This window comes from Agrobacterium cavarae, from assembly GCF_004310285.1.
GTDB classification, from domain to species: Bacteria; Pseudomonadota; Alphaproteobacteria; order Rhizobiales; family Rhizobiaceae; genus Agrobacterium; species Agrobacterium cavarae.
Genome location: NZ_SISF01000020.1, coordinates 1 through 21,708, shown reverse-complemented (window position 1 = coordinate 21,708; position 21,708 = coordinate 1). Strand labels below are relative to the sequence as shown.

Genomic DNA, 21,708 nt, shown 5'->3' with positions numbered 1-21,708 from the left:
AGCCCGACTCCATTCATAACCAATCTGCACTTAGCGTTGTCGAGTCGGGCCGGACAGAGAAATCAAAACCAGCGAATATCGATGGCAATCCACAGAGATCGAACGCCCCAAATCCGAGCTATGGCATTGTTCATGCTTCGTTCGGCCTTAGCGTACGATTTCGGACTGCTCTTGTTCTGACCCCAGACAACGGCCTGACAAAGGTTCAGGGCAAGGCAATCGTCGAAGCCGTTTTTCACGCCATTGCCGACGCAGCAAGCTCCGGCGCGGAAACCTCGATCCCTGGCTTCGGAAAGTTCAAAGTGAAGGCATCGCCTGAGCGCGAAGGGCGCAATCCTGCAACTGGCGAAGCCATGAAGATCGCGGCTTCCAACAAGCTCACCTTCGCGCCTGCCAAGGCGCTCAAGGATGCACTGAACAAGTGACCCCCGACATGGAGAGCCGCGCAATGGCGGGCGGGGCATTCCAGATCAGTCTAGGTTTGATCGGGACGAGATGAGGGAGAGGCTTACCTCCCCCTCGACATCGATCAGCGTTGGGTAGATCGGGACCGGGAGGCTCGGGTTGTCGAGTGCATCGAGCGCCAGCACGTGGCGCCCGGTGTCTCATCATTGGCACGGCTTCAACCGAGCCAACTGCCGCGGCGGTTAAAGCTGCTTCTCCATGACCGTCGCAAGCGTTGCGGCCTCACCCTTAAGTGCGAGGCAAGCTCTCGGCCAAGCGCCCTCGTCCGCGCCAAGCGCTGTCTGAAGCCAGGCGAGCGTAAGACGTCGTGTCGCTTCCAGCACGTCTGGTGCTTCAGTCTCTGTTTCCTTTGCGTCGAGAGCTGCAATGCCGCCAAGACCATGCCCGACCTCGTGCATCATCAGCATTGCCTCAGCGCCTGGTGCATCGTGGAATGCATCTGCATGCCACTCAGGACCGCGGGTGGTAAAATGCGGATTGTCCATATCACCGCAAACGACGAGACTGGGTGTCGTCAGGGTCGAGAAATTGACGTCGAAGAAGGGAAACCGGGCAGCACTCTCAGGCGTCATGTCTTTGCCCCCGCGTCCTGGTGTTGTCAGGAGAACGCCAGCCGAGATGCGTGGATCGGAAAAATCCTCACCGTCCACCTGTACGCCGAGCAGAAGCCCAACCGTGTGGCCGCCAAAGGAATGACCCACCGCGCCAATGCGTGCGTGATCCATCCGCCCAGCAACGTCCGGCGCCTGTCTCTCGATCTCCGGCAGTTGGTCGAGGATCGACTTAATCTCCTCGACACGCTCACGCCAGAAGAAGGGTGCGCCGGTTGAATCAGACGGCAAGCCACCGACCCGCGAACTCGCATGCGTCGGCTGAATGACGACGAACCCTCTCTCCGCCCAGAACTGGACAAGAGGTGCATAGCCGTCCTTGGACGGGATATAGTTCGAGGGACCGTAGCCATGCGACAGCAGCACGATCGGGAGCTTGTCGCCTAGTCCGGGCGCGGTCAGACGCAATTCCAGCGGCTGACGGCCGGGCATCGAAAGACGGATCGGCGTGTAGGCCACGGTGATAGTGGCTTCAGGCGTCGGAATATGCTTCGCGAGATTGATCAGATTGTTCATGGGTCGGGACCTTCAAAGGTAGATTTCGATTGGTGATGTTCATGCGAGCAAATGACCCGCTTCGCGAAATGAGGTTTCCGCGTCGGCCCCCGCGGGGATCTTCATCGGCGCGTCGATCTCTGTCACAGACCGCCAGACGGCCTCTGCAACCGCCTCCGCTGTCGTGACCTCGGTGCCCGAACGCAGCTTCGTCATGTAGTCGTCGACGAAGGCGGTATATGGCTCGGGAATTTCCATGCCCATGCGGGAGACTGCGTTCTTGCCAAAGCCGGTCGTCGGCGCCGAGCCAGGCAAGACAAGTTTGGCGCGGACGCCGAACAGCGCGGCTTCGAGCGCGAGGCTCTCCGTGAAAGCATTGAGGGCCGCCTTGCTGGCGCTGTAGACCGAGAGCGCGGGCAATGGCGTTATCGTGACGGCGGAGCTGACGTTGACGATGACGCCTGAGCGACGGGTCCGCATCTGCGGCAGAACGGCTTTCGTCATCGCCATGGCGCTGAAGATGTTTGTCTCGAACAGTTCGCGAACCTTCGACATCTCCGAGCCTTCAAGCACATTGAGCATGCCGACGCCGGCGTTGTTGACCAAAGCATCGATCGTGCCGGCGGCTTCTACCGCTTCAGCAATACTCTCCGCGCATGTGACATCCAGTCGCAGGATCTCAAGCCTGTCGTTTGAAGGAAGGAGGTCGTTTCGCGGCGTGCGCATGGTCGCGACGACGTCCCATCCGGCATCTACGAACTTCTGCGCGATAGCGAGGCCGAAACCGGACGAGCAACCGGTGATAAGGATCTTTGGCATGTTCCGTCTCCTGACATTTGATGAACTGAAGATGGACCTGATCGCCCGGACTTGCTATATGCGAATGTCCAATAGTGTTTAGCGAAAGTCCGAATGATGACCGACCCCGTCGCCGAAGTTGTCTCGCTACTCAAGCCAAACCCTTCGATTTCAAAGCTGGTTACGGGAGGTGGCGAGTGGCTGGTCGAGCGAACGGAGCTCGGGAATCCCTTCTACTGCGCCGTGGTCGAGGGCCGTTGCCTGATGACGATTGCCGGTCGTGACTCAATGGTGCTCACTACGGGTGACTTCATCTTGGTTCCGAAGATCTTCTCGTTCACAATGAGCAGCATGGAACCGCCGCCACGGGGCGCCCTTCCCCAGCGTCTGGAGACCAGCCCAGGCGTATTTCGCCTCGGCGACCCGGAAGCACCGGCAGAGATCAAAGCACTGGTCGGGCATTGTACGTTCGGCTCGGACGACAAGGCTCTTCTTGTATCGCTGCTGCCAGAAGTAATCCATGTTCAGGGTGAAGATCGACTGATGGCCCTGGTCCGCATGATCAACGAGGAGACGAGGGCCGACCGCGTCGCGCGCGAGATGGTCCTTCACCGGTTGCTCGAAGTGTTGTTCATCGATGCAATACGATCGGCTGCAAGTGCCAAGGCGCCGCCGGGCCTCCTGAGGGGCATGGCCGATCCGCTGTTGGCGCCAACCTTGCGACGCATCCACGCAGACCCGGGTCGCAGCATGACTGTGGAGACGCTTGCCCAGGAAGCTGCTATGTCGCGTTCGAGCTTCTTCGATCGTTTCCGAAAGGAAGTTGGGGTGGCGCCAATGGAATATGCGGCGGGATGGCGCATGGCACTAGCAAAAGAGTTCCTTCGCCAAGATATGGCCATCGCCGACATCGCCCAGCGCGTGGGCTATAGATCGACAAGCGCTTTCAGCGTCGCCTTCAGTCGGCATGCGGGAATGCCGCCCGGCGCCTATTCGCGGGCGGTTGCTGCTGCGGCTTAAAGCGTCCGACCTTCACCCTCGATCTGGGCGGTCGGTTCTTCGGGTTGTCCTTTGGCAAAGCCTGCATCAGGAAATCAAGCAAGGCAGAGACCGCGCGCTCAAGAGAAGCCGCGACGGATAAAGCGCCCAGAGCGCGATCTCCGATCCTTTGATGTCGCCCCGGCGAGAAGCGTCACGCCTGCAAAGTTATTCCGCGACATAGGCTGCCAGCTCATCGGCAGTCCCCAATGGGAAGGCTTGCTTGAGATAGTCAAGGAAGGCAGATACCCGCGCGCTGAGGAGACGACGTGATGGGTAGAGCGCCCATAGCACCGTTTCCGGCCCTTCGACATCTCCCCAACGAACCAGTCGCCCCTCAGCGAGATCGTGGCTTACCAAAGACAGAGGAAGGCGGGCTGCGCCGACGCCCATGCGCACCGCATCGCGCACCATGGTCATTGAGGAAAGGCTGAGCACGGAATTGATTTGAAGACTGATCTGCCCTGTCGGAGTGTTAATTGTCCAAGACCTTGTTTGATCCAGAGTGCCGCGTATGACGACTGGCACAGCGGCGCCGCTGTCGCATGCGAGGTGTGGTGCCGCCACGACCACCAACCGGTCACGCAGGAAGGCGCGGCCCACCAGGCTCTCGTCTGGATCGGGGTTCACCCTGATAACGAGGTCGTATCCCTCCTCCACCATATCGACAGGGCGATCCTCCGTCGTCACCTCCAAGCGCACCTCTGGATATTTAAGGGAGAAGCCGGCAGCCAGCTTACCCATGGCAGTCTGGGAGAACAGCAATGGCGCGCTGATCCGCAACCTGCCCCGCGGCTTGTCGCCACCGGAAGCAATGGCGGCGGCAGTCTCGTCTAGTTCGATCAGCAGAGCACCCGCCCGCTCTTGAAGCGCCCGCCCTTCCTCCGTCAGCTTGAGCATCCGTGAGCCGCGTTCGAACAGCCGTATACCGAGGCTTGCTTCCAGTTCAGCGACCCGGCGGGAAAGCGTCGCCTTCGGGCGGCCGGAGCCGCGGGCAGCGCGGCCGAAGCCGCCATGGCGGGCAACGGTGACAAAATCAACAAGGGCAGTCAAATCCATGAGTGTTCCACCAGTGAGACGATGCGTCTATTTTAGCGTCTATTGGGTTGAATGTGAACCAGCCATAGTCGGGGTGTCTTCGAAACCTAAGTCGTTCACAGCAACCAAGGAGAACCCCAATGACTATTCTCGTAACCGGTGCCACTGGCCGTGTCGGCCGCCATGTCGTCGACCAGCTCATCGCACGCAATGCGGACGTCCGTGTCCTCGTGCGTGAGCCCGCCAAGGCCGATTTTGCCTCGAACGTCGATGTCGTGCAGGGAGACATGCTCGATCTCGACGCGCTCCGCCGCGCCTTCAATGGAGTCCGCACGCTGTTCCTGCTGAACGCGGTTGCCGGTGACGAATTCACCCAGGCCATCATCGCCTTGAACGTTGCGCGCGAAGCCGGCGTCGAACGTGTCGTCTACCTCTCCGTATTCGATGCCGATCGCGCTGTGAATGTGCCGCACTTCGCCGTCAAGTTTGGCGCGGAACGCATGCTGGAGGCGATGGGTTTTAGCGCCACGATCTTGCGACCGGCATACTTCATCGACAACGAGGTCATGATCAAGGACGTCATCTTCAACTACGCTGTCTACCCGATGCCGATTGGTAGCAAGGGTGTCGCCATGGTCGATACCAGGGATATCGCTGAAGTGGCGGCCTCCGAGCTCGTTCGTCGCGACCGCGCCGCCCAAAAGCTGCCGAGCGAGACGATCAATCTGGTCGGCCCGGACACGCTGACCGGCTCGGACCTCGCAGCCATCTGGTCTGATATTCTGGATCGTCCTGTCGTCTATGGCGGCGATGATCCATCCGGCCTCGAACAGAACCTCGCCAATATCATGCCCAAATGGATGGCCTATGAAATGCGCCTGATGGCTGAGCGCTACGTCAGCCACGGCATGGTTCCGAACGCTGGCGATATCGAGCGTCTGACGCAAATCCTAGGCCGCCCGCTGCACAGCTATCGCGAGTTAGCCTCGCGACTTGCCGCATCTGCCTGAACCGGGCCAACCCTCGACAACGAGGAAGAAGATCATGATCTATTCCACCGCAACCGTTCCAGTAAATCCCCAGGGGGAACTGATCTTGTCCCGCGCGCGGATATGGGCTGGCCTCGAAATCAAGGCGCGTGATGCGCGCCTTTTCTGCCGGCGGGCTTATGATCGGTCTGGCTGGCAGGACATGTCTCCTCGTGCATGCAGCAAACGTTAGCACGACGCCTGTGGTCATCACGAACCCGAAACTCCCGGACAACCCAACCGTATAGACGACGATGCGCTCGTAAGAACGGACGCTTCGGATATTCTGGAAGACGCTGGATTTCGAGTGCTGGAGGCGGCTAGCCCGAGCACTCTTTATTGATCCTGGAGCAGCGTGCGACAGCGTACAACTCCCTTTTTACCGACGTGCAGATGCCGCCGAGCAAGCTCGATGGCTTATCACCCAAAAAAAGCGCAACGTCCTGGCCGGAAATTGGAATCATAGTCGCATCGGGACAGATCATGCCCAAGGTGGACGACCTCCCGGAAGGTGCAACATTCGTGAGAAAGCCATTCAGTGCAGACGTCGTTCACGATCACTTGCAACGAATGCTACCGGACGGAAAGAAGCCTCAACCGCCGAAACAGTGGACATCTTCACTAGGCTGACGATCAAACGGCTAGATCACCCTACTGGAAATTCCGGCTCTTGACCTTAAGAGTGTCGATGTGGAGGTCGGGGATGAAGATGTCACGCACCTTGTTCGGCTTTGGCCTGTCCCGGACATCTCCTCCACCGTGAGAGCCATGCGCGAACTCATCGCCACGACCACTGGGATTCCGAAACCCGGTGTCGCGGTCCGACAGAGATGACAGATCGGCAGAGAGGTCGTAAAGCTGCCGCGCGATCAAGTGAACTACGTCCCCTTCTCGCTGGATTTTGCCGTGAATCGCCATCATGCTTGAGCTCAACACGATACGACGCTGTTTCTCGAAAAGCGACGGCCAAACGACGATGTTCGCTGGGCCGGTCTCGTCCTCGATCGTGATGAACATCACTCCCTTAGCGCTACCGGGCTTCTGACGGACGAGAACCAACCCGGCAACGCAGACCCACGCCTTATCTCGAGCATTCATCGCGTCCGCACATGTGACGATCCGGCGCGCGGTAAGATCCGGCCGCAGGAATGACAAAGGGTGCGCGCGCAGAGTCAGGCCGACGTGCTGGTAGTCCTCGACCACGTTATGCCCCTCGGTCATCTGCCTGAGTTCAACTTCCGGCTCCTGCTGCTCGACGACCGTCTGCATCTCCCGTTCGGCGGCCGCCACGAAGAGAGGCAGCGGCTCGTCGCGCAACGCTTTGATCGCCCAGAGTGCGTCCCGTCGCTCGATACCGAATGCCGGCCTGAATGCATCTGCGTCGGCAAGTTGGACAAGCGCCTCGGATGAGACCCCCGATCTCCGCCAGACATCGTCGATGCTCGCGAACGGCCGCTCGATCCGGGCAGCCACGATCCTCGCGGCATCCCGAGCGGCTAGCCCGGCAACCTGGCGCATGCCTAGCCGGATGGCGTGTCGGTTGCTGCCAGGAATTTCTTCGAGCGTGCAGTCCCATCGAGAATGTTGGATGGAGATTGGCCGTACCTCGACGCCATGCTTCTGGGCGTCTCCGATGATTTGTGCTGGAGCGTAAAAGCCCATTGGCTGCGAATTGATGAGCGCTGCCGCGAAAGCGTCCGGGTAATGACATTTCACGAAGCAGCTTGCATAGGCGATGAGCGCGAAAGACGCCGCGTGGCTCTCCGGGAAACCGTAAGATCCGAAACCCTCAAGCTGGGAGAACGTCTTCTCGGCAAACTCCGGCGTGTAGCCGTTCCGCACCATACCGCTAACGAGCTTATCCTTAAAGCGTGAGACCCCTCCTGTGAACTTGAAGGTCGCCATCGACTTGCGAAGCTGGTCCGCCTCGCCGCCTGTGAACCCGGCGCAGACCATCGCCACCCTCATGGCGCTTTCTTGAAACAGCGGCACGCCAAGCGTCTTGCCAAGCACCGCTTCAAGCTCTGGCGTCGGGTATTCGACAGGCTCCTTGCCCTCCCGACGACGAAGATAGGGATGGACCATATCGCCCTGTATAGGCCCAGGCCTGACGATTGCGACTTGAACGACGAGATCGTAAAACGTTCTGGGCTTGAGCCTGGGCAGCATTGCCATCTGCGCCCGGCTCTCGACCTGAAAAGTGCCGAGCGTGTCGGCCTTGCGGATCATTGCATATGTCGCCCCGTCTTCCTGCCGGACCTTGGCAAGATCGAGATCCTCGTGCTTATGCTCTCGAATAAGATCGAAGGCCTTTTGCATGCAGGTGAGCATGCCGAGTGCCAGCACGTCGACCTTCATCATCTTGAGCGCTTCGACGTCGTCCTTGTCCCATTCGATCACCTGCCGGTCTTCCATCGCCGCAGGCTCTATCGGAACAAGATCGTCAAGTCGCGAACGCGTCAGGACGAAGCCACCGACATGCTGGCCGAGATGTCGAGGAGCACCCATGAGATCTCGAGCAAGACGAAGCGTCATCACAAGACGGTAGTCGTCGGGATTGAGGTTCAGCTCGCGCACATTGCGCTCCGTCACCTCCTCCGACCACGACCACAGCCCTGACGAAAGGGCTTTGGTCACGTCCTCCGGCAGACCCATAGCCTTGCCGACGTCGCGGATCGCCCCCTTGGCGCGGTAGCGCGTCACCGTACAGACCAGCGCCGCGCGATCGCGCCCGTATGTCTTGTAGATCCACTGGATCACCTCCTCCCGACGCTCGTGTTCGAAATCGACGTCGATGTCTGGCGGCTCGTTACGCTCCTTGGAAACGAAGCGCTCGAAGAGCAAATCATTGGTTTCGGGGTCGATGCTCGTGACGCCAAGAATGTAGCAAATTGCGGAGTTCGCCGCCGATCCCCTTCCTTGGCATAGGATTCCTCGTGAGCGTGCAAAGCGAACGATGCTGTAGACCGTAAGAAAATACGGCGCGTACTCCATCTCCTTGATCAGATCGAGCTCGTGCCTGACGGCTCGCAGCACGCTCTGCGGCAGGCCTTCCGGATAACGGTTGGGGATGCACTCGCGGACGCAGTGCTCCAGCGACTGCTGGGCGTCCATCCCGTCGATCAGCGCCTCCTCGGGATATTCGTATGTCAGTTCTTCCAAGCTAAAGGTGCACTGGCTCACAATCTCCATCGTCCGAGCAAGCGCTTCGGGGTATCTCGGAAACAACCGCTCCATTTCTTCTGGGGGCTTGAGATAGCGGTCGGCGTGACGTTCGCGGTCGAAGCCGACGTCATCGATGGTCGTATTCGTGCGGATGCACGTGACGATATCCTGAAGCTGTCTTCGCGACGGCTCATGGAAGAGAACGTCGTTGGTGACGACCGTCTTCACCTTGAACTTCGCCGCAAGGTTCGAAAGCTCGTGCAACCTCATCTGGTCGTTTGGCCTGCGCCGAAGACTGAGCGCCACGTAAGCTCGCCGGCCGAAAATCTCGTTCATCTTCCTAAGTTGGACGGCGCAGACATCGTCGGCAAGATCTGGCATGAGGATGCCGACCATCCCTTCGGCGTAAACGGCAAGGTCATCCAGATGAAGGATACAGTTGTCCTTCCCGCCTCTGCCCTTCCCCAAAGTGATCAGGCGGGTAAGCCGCGAGTAGGCTGCCTTGTTCGTTGGATAGACAAGGATTGACGTGCCGTCCTGCAGATCGAGCCGACAGCCTACCACTAGCCTCACCCCTGTCTCGCGAGAAGCCTCGAGCGCTCGCACGATTCCAGCCAGGCTGTTGCGGTCGACAACGCCGAGGGCGTCGATGCCAAGCTCCTTTGCCGTCGCAAACAGTTCATGCGCCGAGGAAGCTCCACGCAGGAAGCTGAAATGCGTCGTGACCTGAAGCTCCGCGTACTTCATGCGAAAATTCCGTGCATGAACCACTTATGCGAGCCCGTCTCCGGGTCGATCCCGTCTCCAGAGCGAAAAATCCAGAAGCGCTCGCCGTCATCATTCTCTATGACGAAGTAGTCCCGCACGGCCTCCAGTTCCGTGGGCCGCATCCACCATTCGCCGAAAATGCGTTCTGGGCCGTCGGCTCGCTTCACGCGATGGCGCTTCCCGCGCCACGTCACGCTTGCTGGCGGATAGTCGGGCATGAGAGCGATCGCCTGGATCTGCTCCGGTCGGTCGAACAACCTCACGGGTCTCCGCCAATGGCTTACCCACGCAGTCTCCACAGCGTCCGCAATGGCCGGGACCCGCTGGACACTCCTCTCAGGAACATCGGAGGCGACGGGCGCCACTCGATATACCCGTTGCCCACGGTTCGCAAAGATGTCGATCAGCGGAGTGATGTCGCCATGCTCCTCCTCGACGAGCGATGATGCCCTCTGCTCCTCGACCAAAGGTTCGACCGCGACGGCGACAAGAACAAGTCTCTCGATACCGAATCCTGGCTCTATCTTCTCGGTCCGGTCCTTGAAGAGTTTCGTCAGCCAGCCGACGTCGCGTGCGGGCTTCGCAGTTCCGGCGCGTATTGCTTGAATGGTGTTGTCTACCTTGTGGACGATGAGATCGGTCCTTCGCGCGCCAAGTCCGCGCTTCTCTAGTTCCGCCACAAGTTGGACCACCAACCTGCCGACGTACTTGTCGATCGTTTCCGCCGCTCCGATCGGCTCCTGGAAAGAACGGGAGACCTCGACAAGATCCGCCGTCCTTATGGGATCGATCGGCTCCGATACTCGACCAAAAATCTGGTCCAGTCTCCTGCCGACTTCCGGTCCGAAACGAAGCGCCAGAGGCGCACGCGGCGTGTTCGCCAGTTCGCCGATCGAATGGAAGCCAAGAACACGGAGATCCTGGACGATCTTGTCGGAGAGCCTCAACAGAGAGATCGGGAGTTTCTCGACTGCGCGCACTATTTCACCGCGAGGCACTATCACAGTGTCGCGGTTGATGGCCCGAACACACGCGTGGGCCGCTCCCCAGGTATCTGCCACGGCAACCTTCGCCGTCAGCTTTCGCGACAGGAAGGTGTTCACGATACCGGTCGTCATCGGCACCTCCCCGCCCTGAAGATGATCCGCGCCCTCGGTATCCATGACGAGACCGTCAACGCCGTCGACTGCAACGATCGGCGAATAGTGCGCAAGCGCCCAGAAACCGATACGATTGAGTGCGACAGCATCCGCGGCGGGATCAGCATCAACCAATATAAGACCCTGGAAGATTGCCTGCGCCTTGGCGGCGGGCATCCCAACACGGACCCCAATCTTCCTTGCGGCGCCATCGGCCGCGGATACCCATCGCTTGGATCCACTCTTTGAAATCACAGCGATCGGCTGCTCACCCGGTATCGAGGGATCGTCCCTCCTGATCCTGTCCGTGGCCAAATCCGGAAAATAGATCGATACGACCCTGCTCATCACACGCTCCGACGCAAAACTCTCTACACTCGCCCGCACGCGACCTGAGCAATTCCAAATACCACCTAGGCCGCCCGATGCCTGGGACGGGGAGCGACTCTGAAGGAAGTAAACCCACGCGCCACCGTGTCGTGGCAGCGGTCGGTTGACCGAAATCACTGGCCTCGGTCTGCCTTCGCCACCGCCGTACCACGAGCGCCATGGTGCCTGTACGTTCTGCGACGAGCTGCAGGCGTCTGCTGACGACCATCGGCAGTCTGACCATTTCCCCGACAACTGCGCCAAGACCTCCGAATGAAAGGGCTTCCTCCATGCTAGCAGCGACGTCCTCTTCCTTGTCGCTTTCGACGAAGATTACTCTGCGAGGATGCAGCCCCGCCTGAGCGAGCGCGGGGAAGAAAAGGTCAGGCCTCGTCAGGCACCAGACGATCGGACCTTTCGTGCGTGCGGCAATGCCGGCTGCGAACAGCGCGGCGGCCGCTCCGTCAACGGTTCCAGAACCGCCGCCCGCGAATTCATGCAGCGCGCCATACGCCAGGCCGCCTCCCGGAAGGATTGCGTCGATCTCATCGACGCCGAAAGCTAGGCACCCTGCCTTCTTCACGCCCTCTCCTTGAATGGAAGAGATGCGCTCTCGCAGACCAGTAATCACTTGATCGCGGGCAGCCGACATCGGTTACGAATCCTTCCGAAATCGCAGTGGAACAGGGACGACATCATGTCGCTAGAACTTGATTGTTCCCCTTCTGTTCCGTATCTTGCTCGGCGTCAAGATGCCTGAAAATCAGGAATCATCGCTCAAGATTAGCAACACGGCAGATTCGTGAAGTTGAATCAAAACCGTAAGCAGATTCTACATTGCACCTTTCGTGGAAAATATTTTTGTTATCATGGAGGGATGTGGATATCCGAAGTTCTCAGAGATCCCGAAGGGAGTTGGTGTAGTGGCCAAGACGCCTAAAATCAGACCGACGCCCGACAGCGAGCGCAGCTACACTCTGAAGGACGTCCGCCTGCCCACCATCGAAATCGAGTGTATCCGGTGTGAACACGTTGATAGCTTCGAACGAAAAGCGGCTGTTGCGAAGTTCGGCGCCAGTGTGAGCTTCTCCAGGCTCCGCCGACGCCTGGCTATGGGTTGCGACCGTCTATGCCATCCCGACGGCGACCTCTGCGAGATGGGGTTTCGATGTCTCAGTCGCTATGCAGATGGCTAGCCGCCCGACTCTTTGCCAGAAGTGCGAAATTGAGAATGAGGAACATAGTTCGGACTGCAGGACTTCGCCTTGACCCCAATTTATTCGGTTAGATTTCACCCTTCGGCTTCTTGCCAGTAGCGTCTTCAATGCCTTTCTCGGCTTTCTTCTTGAGTTCCTCGCGATCTTTATCTGCATCTTCACCGGTGCGGGCGGCATCGCTTGATGGGTCTGGCTTCTTGTCACTCATGGTTTTTCTCCTTTTGCTGACCATTCAACCGAACCAACGACAGAACGTCCCAAACAACCACCGCCTCAAGAGTGGCGCAACCCGGCTAGCCCATCATGCGCCGCCATGCCTCAATCGCATCGCGCGCCGCGTACAAGGCAGGGAGGGTCGAATGCGCCGGCCCATATGCCGGCATGCGCCGCTTGGGCTTCCGACTGTTGAGAGGCGTAGCGGCTACCAGAGTACTTCGGCCAGTCGATGGCGTGCCCATTGCGCACCATCCAAGTGTTGACGTCCGTCCCGTCGGCGCGCACGCAATAGCCTACGATCCGGTCGTAGCTGGTACCAGTCGCCGTGCATATCGTGGGGCGCGATTTGGCCAGGAAGGCATCCAAAGCTTTCGCGCTCGCCTGACCGCACCTATACGCCTCTCCGGCAGCGTTCTCGCACGTCTGCCGGCTCTCAGGTGCGTCGATGCCTTCGAAGCGAACCCGCACGCCATTTATCTCGATCGTATCGCCGTCGATGACGGATGCCCGCCCGATAATATCGGCCGGTGCAGCAAGCGAGGGAGTGAACGCCAAGGCAAATACGAGCGAGGTTGTCTTCATCATGTCATAATTCCAGATTGAGCCTAGGCTTGGAGATAGTCCGTTCGTTTCGTGAAAGAGATAGCTCAAGAGCTACCGATTACAGCGCCCTGCGCACTATCCCTTCAGCGCTACAAAGGCAAAGGCGAACGACAGGGTGCCCGGGTGTCGACGCCGATTTGTTGAACTCCGACAGACCCGCGCCCCTCAATTGAATCGTTATTGACTCTTACATTAACAAGAACATAAAAAGAACATAGATGGTACGAAACGCGCTTGCTTCCGACCACAACATTCGGAAATTGAACTTCGAAAACGGAGATGAGAACGTGCGCCCGACGTCGAAAAATTCTGTAGCAGATCCTGTTGCCCACCTCGTCGCATGGCATGATGGGGACCACCGAGCTGCCATCCAGACGTTGATGGAGGACGTGCGGCACCTGCGCGAGCAGCTTGCATTGGCAACCGCGGCCATGAGTGCGGGATACACGAGAGGATGGATGCCGAGCGAGGAACGCGATGCCCGCTGAAGGCTATCAACGCGGTCGGCACTGAAGGACGAGCAGATTTTTGTCATATGTCCCGGCCGCGAGGTGCTGCGGCGTCTGGATTACCGTGGGCTGCTTCGATTACGAGGGCGCCGACTTGAGCACGTCGAGAACGACCCTAGGGAGGGCGCTTGACGGCCTTAAGAAGCTTCTCCGATGCAGCAAGTGCAACCACAAGGATCACGTTGAGTTGTCCATAGCCAAAACGCCGAGGTGACACATGTGCAATCTCTATCAGGTCAGAACTAATCAGGAAGCCATGCGAGACATCGCCGGCGCGATGAGCGAACGGCTGAACCTTGAGCCGGTTGTGGAAGTCTACCCAGACCGCCCTGCCCCAGTCATCCGCAAGCGCGATGGTGCGCGCGAACTCGTCGGGCTCACTTGGGGCATGCCGACGCCGCCAAACATTCTTGGCGATCGGCATGATACGGGCGTCACCAACATTCGCAACGTTACTTCGCCTCACTGGCGCCGATGGCTGAGACCCGAAAGCCGCTGCATGGTTCCGTGGACTCGGTTCTGCGAGTGGGAAGACACCAAGCCCAGGAAGACGAAGCGATGGTTCGCGATCGATGACAGTGAGCCTCTGGCCTTCTTCGCCGGCATCTGGACCGAATGGCATGGCGTACGTGGATCGATGAAGAACCCACGCGACGGTCGCCACGAGCTCTTCGGCTTCCTGACCTGCGAGCCTAACGACATCGTCAAGCCGATCCATCCAAAGGCAATGCCGGTCATACTGACAACACGTGAGGAAGTAGACGTTTGGATGAACGCACCATGGGAAGAGGCGAAAGCGTTGCAGCGACCCTTACCCGAAGAACGCTTGATACTTTTGCCTGTTGAGGAAGCGGCGCCGCAAGGAACGCTATTGTGAACCAAAAATGCCAATAGGAGCGAACTCGGAACCATCATTCTCGCCTGCCGTTCGACTTGGACCAACGCAGGAGGACGTCGTCATATGCCGCTCTATTTTTTTCATATCCGAGAAGCCGGTGACTACTCTGCTGATACGGAAGGGGCGATGTTGTCCAACGATGAACAGGCACGGAGCGAAGCTGCCCAGGCAGCGCGAGAAATGCTCGCAGAAAAGATTCTGAGGGATGAGGTTGTAGATGGCGCTGTATTTGAAGTGGTACGAAGCGATGGCGTGTTAATCGCTGAAATTCCCTTGAAATCGGTCATGCGGCTTGAGTAACGCAAAGCTCGCTCCCAGATAGACGCGCGCTCACGCCACAAAACCATCACTATTCATTCAGGCGCCATTCACGAGACCGAGAGCTAAATCGCCTGCCTCATCAAACGAGGAGTGATTGAAATGCGCAATATAGTTCTAGGCGCGGCGCTGCTGATAAGCGGGCTGATGGGAGCAAGCGCAAATGCGATGCCCCTGGCGCAACCTTTGGCGAGGGATACTACTGACATCCAGGCGGTCGACTATGCTTGCGGTCGTGGATACCATCTGTCGCCGCGTGGCTTCTGCAGGCCAAACGGCCCGCCGCGCTACGAACGCGAGTGGGGTGGTCGCGGGGATTGGGAAGCGCGCCGCGAGTGGCGAGAACGCCAAGCAAGGCGGGAGTGGCACGAGCGGAGGGCTTGGGAACGCGAGCGTGAATGGCGAAGAGGCGGATACGACTACCGGGATCGCTGGTAATATGTTTGGGCCCGCTGGAACAAGCGGGCCCCACCCGGCGCTGGGCAAGGCCAGCACCGGGTGGCGTCCTTTTGTGATAGGCTCCCAAACAAGGCTGTTCTCTCTAGGATTATTGGGAGCACCACATGCAAACGGTTCTTTTTCGATCCGTGGGGCTTTTCTCATCTCTTGTCTGATGGCGGCGTGCACCGCCACTCAGCGTCCCATAAGGTATCCTGGCAACTGCTACTCGCCGTCCGATCTAGCCGCCGATGGGAGTCTTTGCGGCCGTCGTGCGGCGTCGCTGCGTCCAGGCGGCTACTAGGATGAGGATTTCTTTCCCCTCTCCCGCCCCAACGTTGGGCGACGACATCGAAGAAGCCGTACGCAGCGTCGCCCAAGAACTCGGATGCAGCCGTGAAGAGATGCTGCGGGTTATTGTCAGAGAATGGTTAGAGCAAAACGCCTATCTACCGGTCCTGGATCTAAACGACGAAGGTGAGGCTGGCGGCAATCCCTAGAGGCTGATGGCAGCCCGAATGAAGGCCGCCACCCCCATTTCGGCTCAGTTCACAGGCGTGGCGCCGGCGGTGCCGCACTTCGCGAACTTGCCTTTCTCATCCTTGCACTGAACCTTCTTCTTTGTCGTCTCGCATTTGACGAACTTGCCTTTCGCGTCGCGGCACTGCTCAGCGCTCGCCGGCGCAGCGGCAAAAGTCGCGAGGGCGGCGACAATCAAAACTGACTTCCACATTCCGGAATCCTCCTTGGCCGTAATTGGCCGAAGCCATGGTTACAACATGATCAGGAAAGCTCAAGCGGTGAGCGTGGTGCGATGAAGGACGCCTCGTATAGATACCGCGCTTTTCGGCAGCGCACTTCCAAAAGGGACCTTGCACGCCCCCTTTTTGTCAGCGCCTATTTGAAACGGTCGCGAAGAAAGATCGCGGCATCTCGGGCTTCTTCCGAAGAGATCGTGTGTCCGACGCTTGGATAGATCTTTGACGTCACGGCAAACCCCGCTGCTTTGAGTTGGTTCGCCGCAGTCGTCGTCGCAGCGGATGGTATGGTCCTGTCCGCAGAACCATGCATCATAAAGATTTCCGTTTCGACAGAAGACGAAGTCGGCGGCAACGGCAACAGTCCGGCGAAGGTGACGAGAGATCCTACCTTCCAACGACCCGAAGCAACCGCATCCAGCGCCATGATGGCGCCTTGCGAGACCCCGACGAAGGCCACCCGACCGAGCGCGTTTTCGAACCCTTCCCGTTTGATGATCTCGGAGACCACGCCGTCGAACGCTCGACGCGCTGCGTCGATCCGCTCAGGACGCATGATCTGGTCATCGACGGCGAACCACTGAAGACCGCCTGACCTATGTGGAAACGGCGCGTCCGGCGCGACGAATGCCGTGTCCGGAAGCGTCGCCTGCCAGGAATTTCCCACCGCTTGCATAACGGACCCACGTCCTCGGATCCCGTGGAACAGGATCACCAGGTGATCGGCGCGAACCCTTCCTTTTTGAGAGGCGGTTTGTTTCTGGGTGCGTTCCGCCTGCACAATTTGCAAAGGCTTTGCGGCAGGGTCGACCGCTTGAGACACGAGTTTGCCTCCTCTGTCTGCAGCAAACGCTAGATCCGGCTTCGCGACGAGGGAGATCGCGCCGACAAGGATGATGAAAAGAGAGAATAGGGTTGCAAGATGTGACGGCGTCATGGGGCTTTCCTGTTACATCCAATCAACCTGCACTCCGAATGTTCGTTCCGCTTCGCTGCCAAACCGGCACTGACATTCTCGTTATGGTCATGGTCCCTCGAAACGGCCGAGCCCATGGATCGGGAACAACCCCCGCATATCTCCCGTTCGAGCGGATGCACCACTGCGCACTCAAGGAGATTTCAATGCAGCGATTTGCAGACAAGGTTGTCGTCGTGACTGGCGCAGGCTCAGGAATAGGTAAGGCGACGGCAGAGCGTTTCCTCGAGGAAGGCGCTATCGTGACACTGGTCGGTCGCACGAAGTCGAAGCTCGAAGACGTCGCCAAGCCTTTCCGTGATGATCAATTTATGATCGCCGAGGCGGACGTTTCGAATGAGGACGAGGTAAAGGACCTGATTTCTCGTACCGTCGAGAAGTTCGGACGCTTGGACGTTCTCGTCAACAATGCTGGTGTCGTCGCCGAGGGCGATGTCGGCACCCTGACGACAGACGACTGGCGTAGAGTGATGGCAACGGATGTGGATGGCGTCTTCTATGCCAGTCGTGCGGCGATCCCACATCTGAAGGCGTCGCGCGGCTCGATTGTCAACGTCAGCTCGGTGTCCGGCATGGGCGGCGACTGGGGCATGGCCGCCTACAACGCCGCCAAGGGTGCAGTGACCAATCTTACGCGGGCTATGGCTATGGACCACGGGGAAGACGGCGTCAGGGTAAATGCGGTGTGCCCAAGCCTGACACGAACAGGCATGACCGAAGACATGATGGACGACGACAAGCTGATTGCGAAGTTTAACGAACGGTTCGCACTTGAAGGACCCGGCGAGCCCGAAGACGTTGCGGCCGTGATCGCATTCCTCGCAAGCGACGACGCCCGGTTCGTGACTGGGGTCAACCTGCCTGTGGATGGCGGCATGTCTGCGTCCAATGGTCAGCCGCCCCAGTAAGCATCGAGCGGCCCCTCAAGGAGATTGGTGAGGGGTCGCCTCACGTTCTATTCGACAGATCGTCTTTCTTCCGCCGCCGGCCAGTCATTGGCCGGCTCATCAACGGCTTCATCGTCAGCGGGATCCGGGTCGTCTTCGTGGGCCACCATTAGGGCGTTGACCTCCACCACAATCATGCTGCAGGCGTCCTCGTAACTGACGCCGTTCACCACGAGGCCATCAACCAATTCCTCGAGCCTGGTACGAACGTCGCGCTTCCAATCGTCGGTCATTTTTCTCTCCTTTGTTTTGCTGTCTTCTCAATCAGTTCTATCCAAACCGGCGCGTGATCGCTGGCGTGCTCCCAGCCCCGGACATGCTTATCGACCTGGGCTCTTACAAGTTTGTCGGCGAGATCCGGGCTGAGCAAAAAGTGGTCGATCCGGAGGCCGGCGTTGCGTGCGAATGCATTTCGGAAGTATGCCCAAAACGTGTAGATGCGGTCGTCTGGATGGAGGTGCCGCAGTGCATCCGTCCAGCCTTGGGCCACTAGATCGGCATAGGCTTTCTTCACATCTGGCCGAAACAGTGCGTCGTCGATCCAGCGCTCCGGTTTGTAGACGTCGAGGTCGGTTGGCATGACGTTGAAATCGCCCACGAGCGCGACAGGCACCCCGAGCTCCAAAAGCTCGGCCGCGTAGGAATGCAGTCGCCGGAACCATTCCAGCTTGTATTGGAACTTCGGGCCTGGGACAGGATTGCCGTGTGGCAAGTACAGACAGCAGACGACAATCCCATCGATAACGGCTTCAATGTAACGGCTCTGGTCGTCGTCCTCGCCGCCAGGCAGCCCCCGTCTCGTTTCCAGCGGCTCCTGACCTCTCGCGAGGATGGCGACGCCGTTCCACGATTTCTGGCCGTGCCAAGTCGCGCCATAGCCGACGCGCTCCAACTCCTTGCGAGGAAACCTGTTGGAGGGCGCTTTAAGCTCTTGAAGGCAGACCACGTCCGGTCTCGCCTCTTCAAGCCAACGAAGGAGGACGGCGAGGCGACCATTGATGCCATTGACGTTGAAAGTGGCGATCTTCACCTATGCGGTCAGCGTTTGCGGTCGCCCTTGTCCCCCTCGCCTGATTTCGTATCGTGCTTCGCGTCATGGCGCGCGTCGGCTGAAAGCGAGCGGGAGACGTCCACGCTCTCCTTGAACTTCCCGTCTTCGTCGCGGCGAACATAACGCTTGTCGGTGCCGGTATCGATCAGTTCTCGCTTGGTCATCAAAGACCTCCTTTTTGAATAGGTTGCAAAGGCAAACGCGCTGCGCGCCCGAAAGATGCATTCGAATCAGCACCATAGGCGAGACTCGCATAACGAGCGTGCGCGCCTCGCTAAGTCATTGAAAAACGATTCATTTTGCCCGGAACGATTCGCGCGACAATTCGGTTTGAATCGCGTCGGTTGTGTCAGGAGTACGCGTGCCATGGGTTCCCCGAGAGCGAATTGGAAAGGCTTCATCAAATTCGGAGAGGTGTCGTGCCCCGTTGCGCTTTACACCGCGGCGTCAGCTTCGGAGCGCATCGCTTTCAACACGATCAATAGGGCGACGGGGAACCGGGTCAGGCGAGAGTTCATCGATAGCGAGACGGGAGATCCGGTCGAGAAGGACGACCAGGTCAAAGGCTACGAGACGGAGAATGGACACTACATCGTCCTCGAACCAGAGGAGGTCGCCGCCGCAGTCCCGGAAAGCGACAAGACCCTGGCGATCGAGTCCTTCATTCCGTGCTCCGAGATCGACACCGTTTACTTCGACAAGCCTTACTATCTGACGCCGGACAAGATGGGCACGGAAGCCTACATCCTGCTTCGCGAGGGCATGAAGAAGGCCAAGGTCGCGGCGATTGCACGTACGGTGCTGTTCCGCCGCCTGCGAACCGTGCTTATTCGTCCTCACGGCAATGGCCTTATCGCTTCCACTCTCAACTTCGACTACGAGGTTCGGTCATCGCAGGAAGCGTTCGAAGAACAGCCGGACATCAAGAGCGATCCGGAACTGCTCGAGATCGCCGAGCTGATCATCGAGAAGAAGAAGGGCATCTTCGATGCCAGCTCCTTCGACGACAGATATGAAGAAGCGGTGACGGAACTCGTCAAAGCCAAGATCGAAGGCCGTTCGCTGCCGAAGAAGAAGGCTGCCCCTGCGGCGAAAGCGGTTGATTTACTACAGGCGTTGCGCGAAAGCGCGGGTCTCGGCGCCAAGAAGTCCAAATCCAGCCGGACCGCTGCCAACGCCAATGCCGGCGCGAGCCGTTCAAGAACCAAGAACGCTGCCGGCAAGGCAAAAGCCACCGCGGCACCCAGCCGCCGCGCAAGTTAAGAGGAAACCGGCATGGCTGTTCGCCCCTACTGGAAAGGCCACCTTAAGCTCTCTCTCGTCAACTGCGCGGTCCAGATGATGCCGGCGACGTCGGAGAGCGAGAAGGTTCGCTTCCACACCCTAAACCGCGTCACCCAGAACCGGGTGGTCAGTCACTACGTGGATTCCGTTACCGGCAAGGACGTGAAAGACGAGAACGAGGTCAAGGGTTATGCCCGCGGCGAGAACGACTACGTCATCCTGGAAGAGGAAGAACTGGAGAATGTCGCACTCGACAGCACACGCACGATCGACATCTCGACGTTCACCGAACGGGACACGATCGAGTGGATTTGGCTCGATACCCCCTACTACCTGTCCCCGAGCGAAAAGGTGGCGCAGGAAGCTTTCGCCGTGATCAGAGACGCCATGGCGTCGCAGGACATGGTTGGAATTTCCCGATTGGTGATTTCGCGCCGAGAACGCGCTGTCATGCTGGAGCCTCGTGGCAAAGGAATTGTGTTGTGGACGCTGCGGTATGGCGACGAGGTCCGCGACGAGGACAGCTACTTCGACAGCATAGCCGATGAAAAACCGGACGCCGACATGATGCCTCTCATTCGAAAGCTGATCAAAAAGCAGACGAAGCCCTGGGATGCGAAGATGGTCGTCGATCCCGTGCAGGACCGTCTCCTCGACATCATCAAGGCGAAAAAGAAACAGCAGAAGAAGCCCACCAGAAGCAAAACGAGGGCGCCCGCTTCACCTTCGAAGCCGAGCAATGTCATCAACATCATGGACGCTTTGAAGAAGTCGGTCGCAGCAGAAACAAGGCGGAAATAGGAGCCGTCAGGCGGACGCCCTCCTAGCTTTGTTCAGTCGCTTGATGGCTTGCTCCAGGGAGCGGTGGCCCTCGTTGTAGTCCTCCCATGCAGTGCTCGTCTTCAGCAGACCCGGCACTGTCCTGACGGTGAAGCGTGTTGGATCGAGGTCAGCCCTCACCTGCGTCCAGTTCAAAGGCATCGACACAGTTGCGCCCGGACGTGCTCGCGGAGACAGCGGTGCCACGGCCGTCGCCATGCGGTCGTTGCGCAAGTAATCTAGGAATATCCGCCCTTCCCGCTGGTTCTTCGCCATTTTGATGAGGTACTGATCCGGGTTGTCTCGCGCCATATCCTGGCAGACGTCATGCGCGAAGCCTTTCGCCTCCTCCCATCTCAGCTTCTTACCCCTGGATGCAGAGAGTGGCGTCACGACGTGCAGTCCCTTGCCACCTGTCGTCTTGCAGAAACTGACAAGACCCAGTTCTTCCAGCCTGTCGCGTATCTCGCGCGCGGCCTCGACGACCGCTGAAAACTCGACATTGGGGCCGGGATCAAGATCGAAAACCAACCTGCCCGGAACTTCCGGCTGATCAGGCAGGCAGTTCCACGGGTGCAGTTCGATCCCACCGATCTGGGCGATGGCGGCAAGTCCTTCGACGCGGTCAATTTGGAGATAGGGCTTCTTGTCTCCGAAGACGGTCACAAATTCCAGAAGATTGGATGTTCCGGGCATGGCATGGCGCTGGAAGAACTGTTCCCCACCGATGCCATCAGGACAACGAAGGATCGAGCATGGG

24 protein-coding genes and 2 pseudogenes are annotated in these 21,708 nt (G+C 58.9%); 11 read left to right on the top strand and 15 right to left on the bottom strand.

Going from position 1 to position 21,708, the window contains the following annotated elements:
* The first annotated feature begins 176 nt into the window (after positions 1–176).
* Positions 177–425 (top strand): HU family DNA-binding protein, encoded by a 249-nt coding sequence (locus EYC79_RS01920; RefSeq protein ID WP_111850987.1) that lies wholly within the window; start codon positions 177–179, stop codon positions 423–425.
* 222 nt (positions 426–647) lie between these two features.
* On the opposite strand, the gene EYC79_RS01915 is transcribed toward EYC79_RS01920, so the two are convergent.
* Both EYC79_RS01915 and EYC79_RS01910 read right to left on the bottom strand, forming a co-directional pair.
* Positions 648–1,592, bottom strand: a complete 945-nt coding sequence (locus tag EYC79_RS01915; RefSeq protein ID WP_111850988.1) for an alpha/beta hydrolase family protein — start codon at positions 1,590–1,592, stop codon at positions 648–650.
* Between the two features lie 39 nt (positions 1,593–1,631).
* Positions 1,632–2,390, bottom strand: coding sequence for an SDR family oxidoreductase (locus tag EYC79_RS01910; RefSeq protein ID WP_111850989.1), 759 nt, complete (start codon positions 2,388–2,390; stop codon positions 1,632–1,634).
* 96 nt (positions 2,391–2,486) lie between these two features.
* On the opposite strand from EYC79_RS01910, the gene EYC79_RS01905 reads away from it, so the two are divergent.
* A complete protein-coding gene (locus EYC79_RS01905) occupies positions 2,487–3,389 on the top strand; it encodes an AraC family transcriptional regulator (RefSeq protein ID WP_111851028.1) in 903 nt (300 codons plus the stop codon).
* A 40-nt stretch (positions 3,390–3,429) separates the two neighbouring features.
* On the opposite strand, the pseudogene EYC79_RS24000 reads toward EYC79_RS01905, so the two are convergent.
* Positions 3,430–3,548, bottom strand: a pseudogene (locus tag EYC79_RS24000) (LysR family transcriptional regulator); the annotation flags it as partial.
* Positions 3,549–3,575: 27 nt separating this feature from the next.
* Positions 3,576–4,466, bottom strand: coding sequence for a LysR family transcriptional regulator (locus tag EYC79_RS01895; protein ID WP_111850990.1), 891 nt, complete (start codon positions 4,464–4,466; stop codon positions 3,576–3,578).
* Positions 4,467–4,585: 119 nt separating this feature from the next.
* Here EYC79_RS01895 and EYC79_RS01890 point away from each other — a divergent pair, with 119 nt between their 5' ends.
* Both EYC79_RS01890 and EYC79_RS23685 read left to right on the top strand, forming a co-directional pair.
* Positions 4,586–5,455, top strand: coding sequence for an SDR family oxidoreductase (locus tag EYC79_RS01890; protein ID WP_111850991.1), 870 nt, complete (start codon positions 4,586–4,588; stop codon positions 5,453–5,455).
* A gap of 34 nt (positions 5,456–5,489) precedes the next feature.
* Positions 5,490–5,600: pseudogene (locus tag EYC79_RS23685) on the top strand (AtaL-like protein); the annotation flags it as partial.
* 524 nt (positions 5,601–6,124) lie between these two features.
* Here EYC79_RS23685 and EYC79_RS01875 read toward each other — a convergent pair.
* The 5 genes from EYC79_RS01875 to EYC79_RS01855 form a co-directional block, all read right to left on the bottom strand.
* The gene (locus tag EYC79_RS01875) at positions 6,125–9,385 is read right to left on the bottom strand and encodes an error-prone DNA polymerase (protein WP_113175567.1); all 3,261 of its coding nucleotides are present in this window, start codon (positions 9,383–9,385) and stop codon (positions 6,125–6,127) included.
* Positions 9,382–10,893 carry a Y-family DNA polymerase gene (locus tag EYC79_RS01870; protein ID WP_130977022.1) on the bottom strand — a complete coding sequence of 504 codons (1,512 nt, stop codon included), beginning with the start codon at positions 10,891–10,893 and terminating at the stop codon, positions 9,382–9,384. The genes EYC79_RS01875 and EYC79_RS01870 overlap by 4 nt, the downstream gene beginning before the upstream one ends.
* Positions 10,814–11,566 (bottom strand): ImuA family protein, encoded by a 753-nt coding sequence (locus EYC79_RS01865; protein ID WP_113175565.1) that lies wholly within the window; start codon positions 11,564–11,566, stop codon positions 10,814–10,816. The genes EYC79_RS01870 and EYC79_RS01865 overlap by 80 nt, the downstream gene beginning before the upstream one ends.
* A 632-nt stretch (positions 11,567–12,198) precedes the next feature.
* Positions 12,199–12,339: a hypothetical protein gene (locus tag EYC79_RS23370; protein WP_162734147.1), complete on the bottom strand. Its 141-nt coding sequence runs from the start codon at positions 12,337–12,339 to the stop codon at positions 12,199–12,201.
* Between the two features lie 110 nt (positions 12,340–12,449).
* A complete protein-coding gene (locus EYC79_RS01855) occupies positions 12,450–12,932 on the bottom strand; it encodes a thermonuclease family protein (protein ID WP_113175564.1) in 483 nt (160 codons plus the stop codon).
* Positions 12,933–13,237: 305 nt separating this feature from the next.
* Between EYC79_RS01855 and EYC79_RS23680 the strand changes: the two genes are divergently transcribed.
* From EYC79_RS23680 to EYC79_RS23995, 4 genes are all read left to right on the top strand, one after another.
* Positions 13,238–13,438: a dehydrogenase gene (locus tag EYC79_RS23680; RefSeq protein WP_113175582.1), complete on the top strand. Its 201-nt coding sequence runs from the start codon at positions 13,238–13,240 to the stop codon at positions 13,436–13,438.
* Between the two features lie 238 nt (positions 13,439–13,676).
* A complete protein-coding gene (locus EYC79_RS01845; protein ID WP_113175563.1) occupies positions 13,677–14,336 on the top strand; it encodes an SOS response-associated peptidase in 660 nt (219 codons plus the stop codon).
* An 84-nt stretch (positions 14,337–14,420) separates the two neighbouring features.
* The gene (locus EYC79_RS01840) at positions 14,421–14,657 is read left to right on the top strand and encodes a DUF6894 family protein (protein WP_113175562.1); all 237 of its coding nucleotides are present in this window, start codon (positions 14,421–14,423) and stop codon (positions 14,655–14,657) included.
* 120 nt (positions 14,658–14,777) lie between these two features.
* The gene (locus tag EYC79_RS23995) at positions 14,778–15,113 is read left to right on the top strand and encodes a GCG_CRPN prefix-to-repeats domain-containing protein (RefSeq protein WP_113175561.1); all 336 of its coding nucleotides are present in this window, start codon (positions 14,778–14,780) and stop codon (positions 15,111–15,113) included.
* A gap of 544 nt (positions 15,114–15,657) precedes the next feature.
* Here EYC79_RS23995 and EYC79_RS01820 read toward each other — a convergent pair.
* Positions 15,658–15,831, bottom strand: coding sequence for a hypothetical protein (locus EYC79_RS01820; RefSeq protein ID WP_205654283.1), 174 nt, complete (start codon positions 15,829–15,831; stop codon positions 15,658–15,660).
* A 179-nt stretch (positions 15,832–16,010) separates the two neighbouring features.
* On the bottom strand, positions 16,011–16,808 hold the full coding sequence (locus tag EYC79_RS01815) for an alpha/beta hydrolase (protein ID WP_113175557.1): 798 nt from the start codon (positions 16,806–16,808) through the stop codon (positions 16,011–16,013).
* Positions 16,809–16,993: 185 nt separating this feature from the next.
* Here EYC79_RS01815 and budC point away from each other — a divergent pair, with 185 nt between their 5' ends.
* Positions 16,994–17,755 (top strand): meso-2,3-butanediol dehydrogenase, encoded by a 762-nt coding sequence (gene budC / locus EYC79_RS01810; RefSeq protein WP_113175556.1) that lies wholly within the window; start codon positions 16,994–16,996, stop codon positions 17,753–17,755.
* A 47-nt stretch (positions 17,756–17,802) separates the two neighbouring features.
* Here budC and EYC79_RS01805 read toward each other — a convergent pair whose 3' ends face one another.
* Genes EYC79_RS01805 through EYC79_RS01795 form a run of 3 tightly spaced genes read right to left on the bottom strand, consistent with a single transcriptional unit; the run spans position 17,803 to position 19,009 of the window.
* On the bottom strand, positions 17,803–18,027 hold the full coding sequence (locus EYC79_RS01805; RefSeq protein WP_113175555.1) for a hypothetical protein: 225 nt from the start codon (positions 18,025–18,027) through the stop codon (positions 17,803–17,805).
* A complete protein-coding gene (gene xth / locus EYC79_RS01800) occupies positions 18,024–18,824 on the bottom strand; it encodes an exodeoxyribonuclease III (RefSeq protein ID WP_130977020.1) in 801 nt (266 codons plus the stop codon). The genes EYC79_RS01805 and xth overlap by 4 nt, the downstream gene beginning before the upstream one ends.
* Before the next feature lie 8 nt (positions 18,825–18,832).
* Positions 18,833–19,009 carry a hypothetical protein gene (locus tag EYC79_RS01795; protein ID WP_111851005.1) on the bottom strand — a complete coding sequence of 59 codons (177 nt, stop codon included), beginning with the start codon at positions 19,007–19,009 and terminating at the stop codon, positions 18,833–18,835.
* Between the two features lie 202 nt (positions 19,010–19,211).
* Here EYC79_RS01795 and ku (EYC79_RS01790) point away from each other — a divergent pair, with 202 nt between their 5' ends.
* Positions 19,212–20,108: a non-homologous end joining protein Ku gene (gene ku, locus EYC79_RS01790; protein ID WP_113175553.1), complete on the top strand. Its 897-nt coding sequence runs from the start codon at positions 19,212–19,214 to the stop codon at positions 20,106–20,108.
* 12 nt (positions 20,109–20,120) lie between these two features.
* On the top strand, positions 20,121–20,930 hold the full coding sequence (gene ku, locus EYC79_RS01785; protein WP_113175552.1) for a non-homologous end joining protein Ku: 810 nt from the start codon (positions 20,121–20,123) through the stop codon (positions 20,928–20,930).
* Between the two features lie 6 nt (positions 20,931–20,936).
* Here the strand turns inward: ku (EYC79_RS01785) and ligD are convergent.
* Positions 20,937–21,708: non-homologous end-joining DNA ligase (gene ligD / locus EYC79_RS01780; protein WP_205654281.1), on the bottom strand; the 772-nt coding region annotated here is incomplete at its 5' end.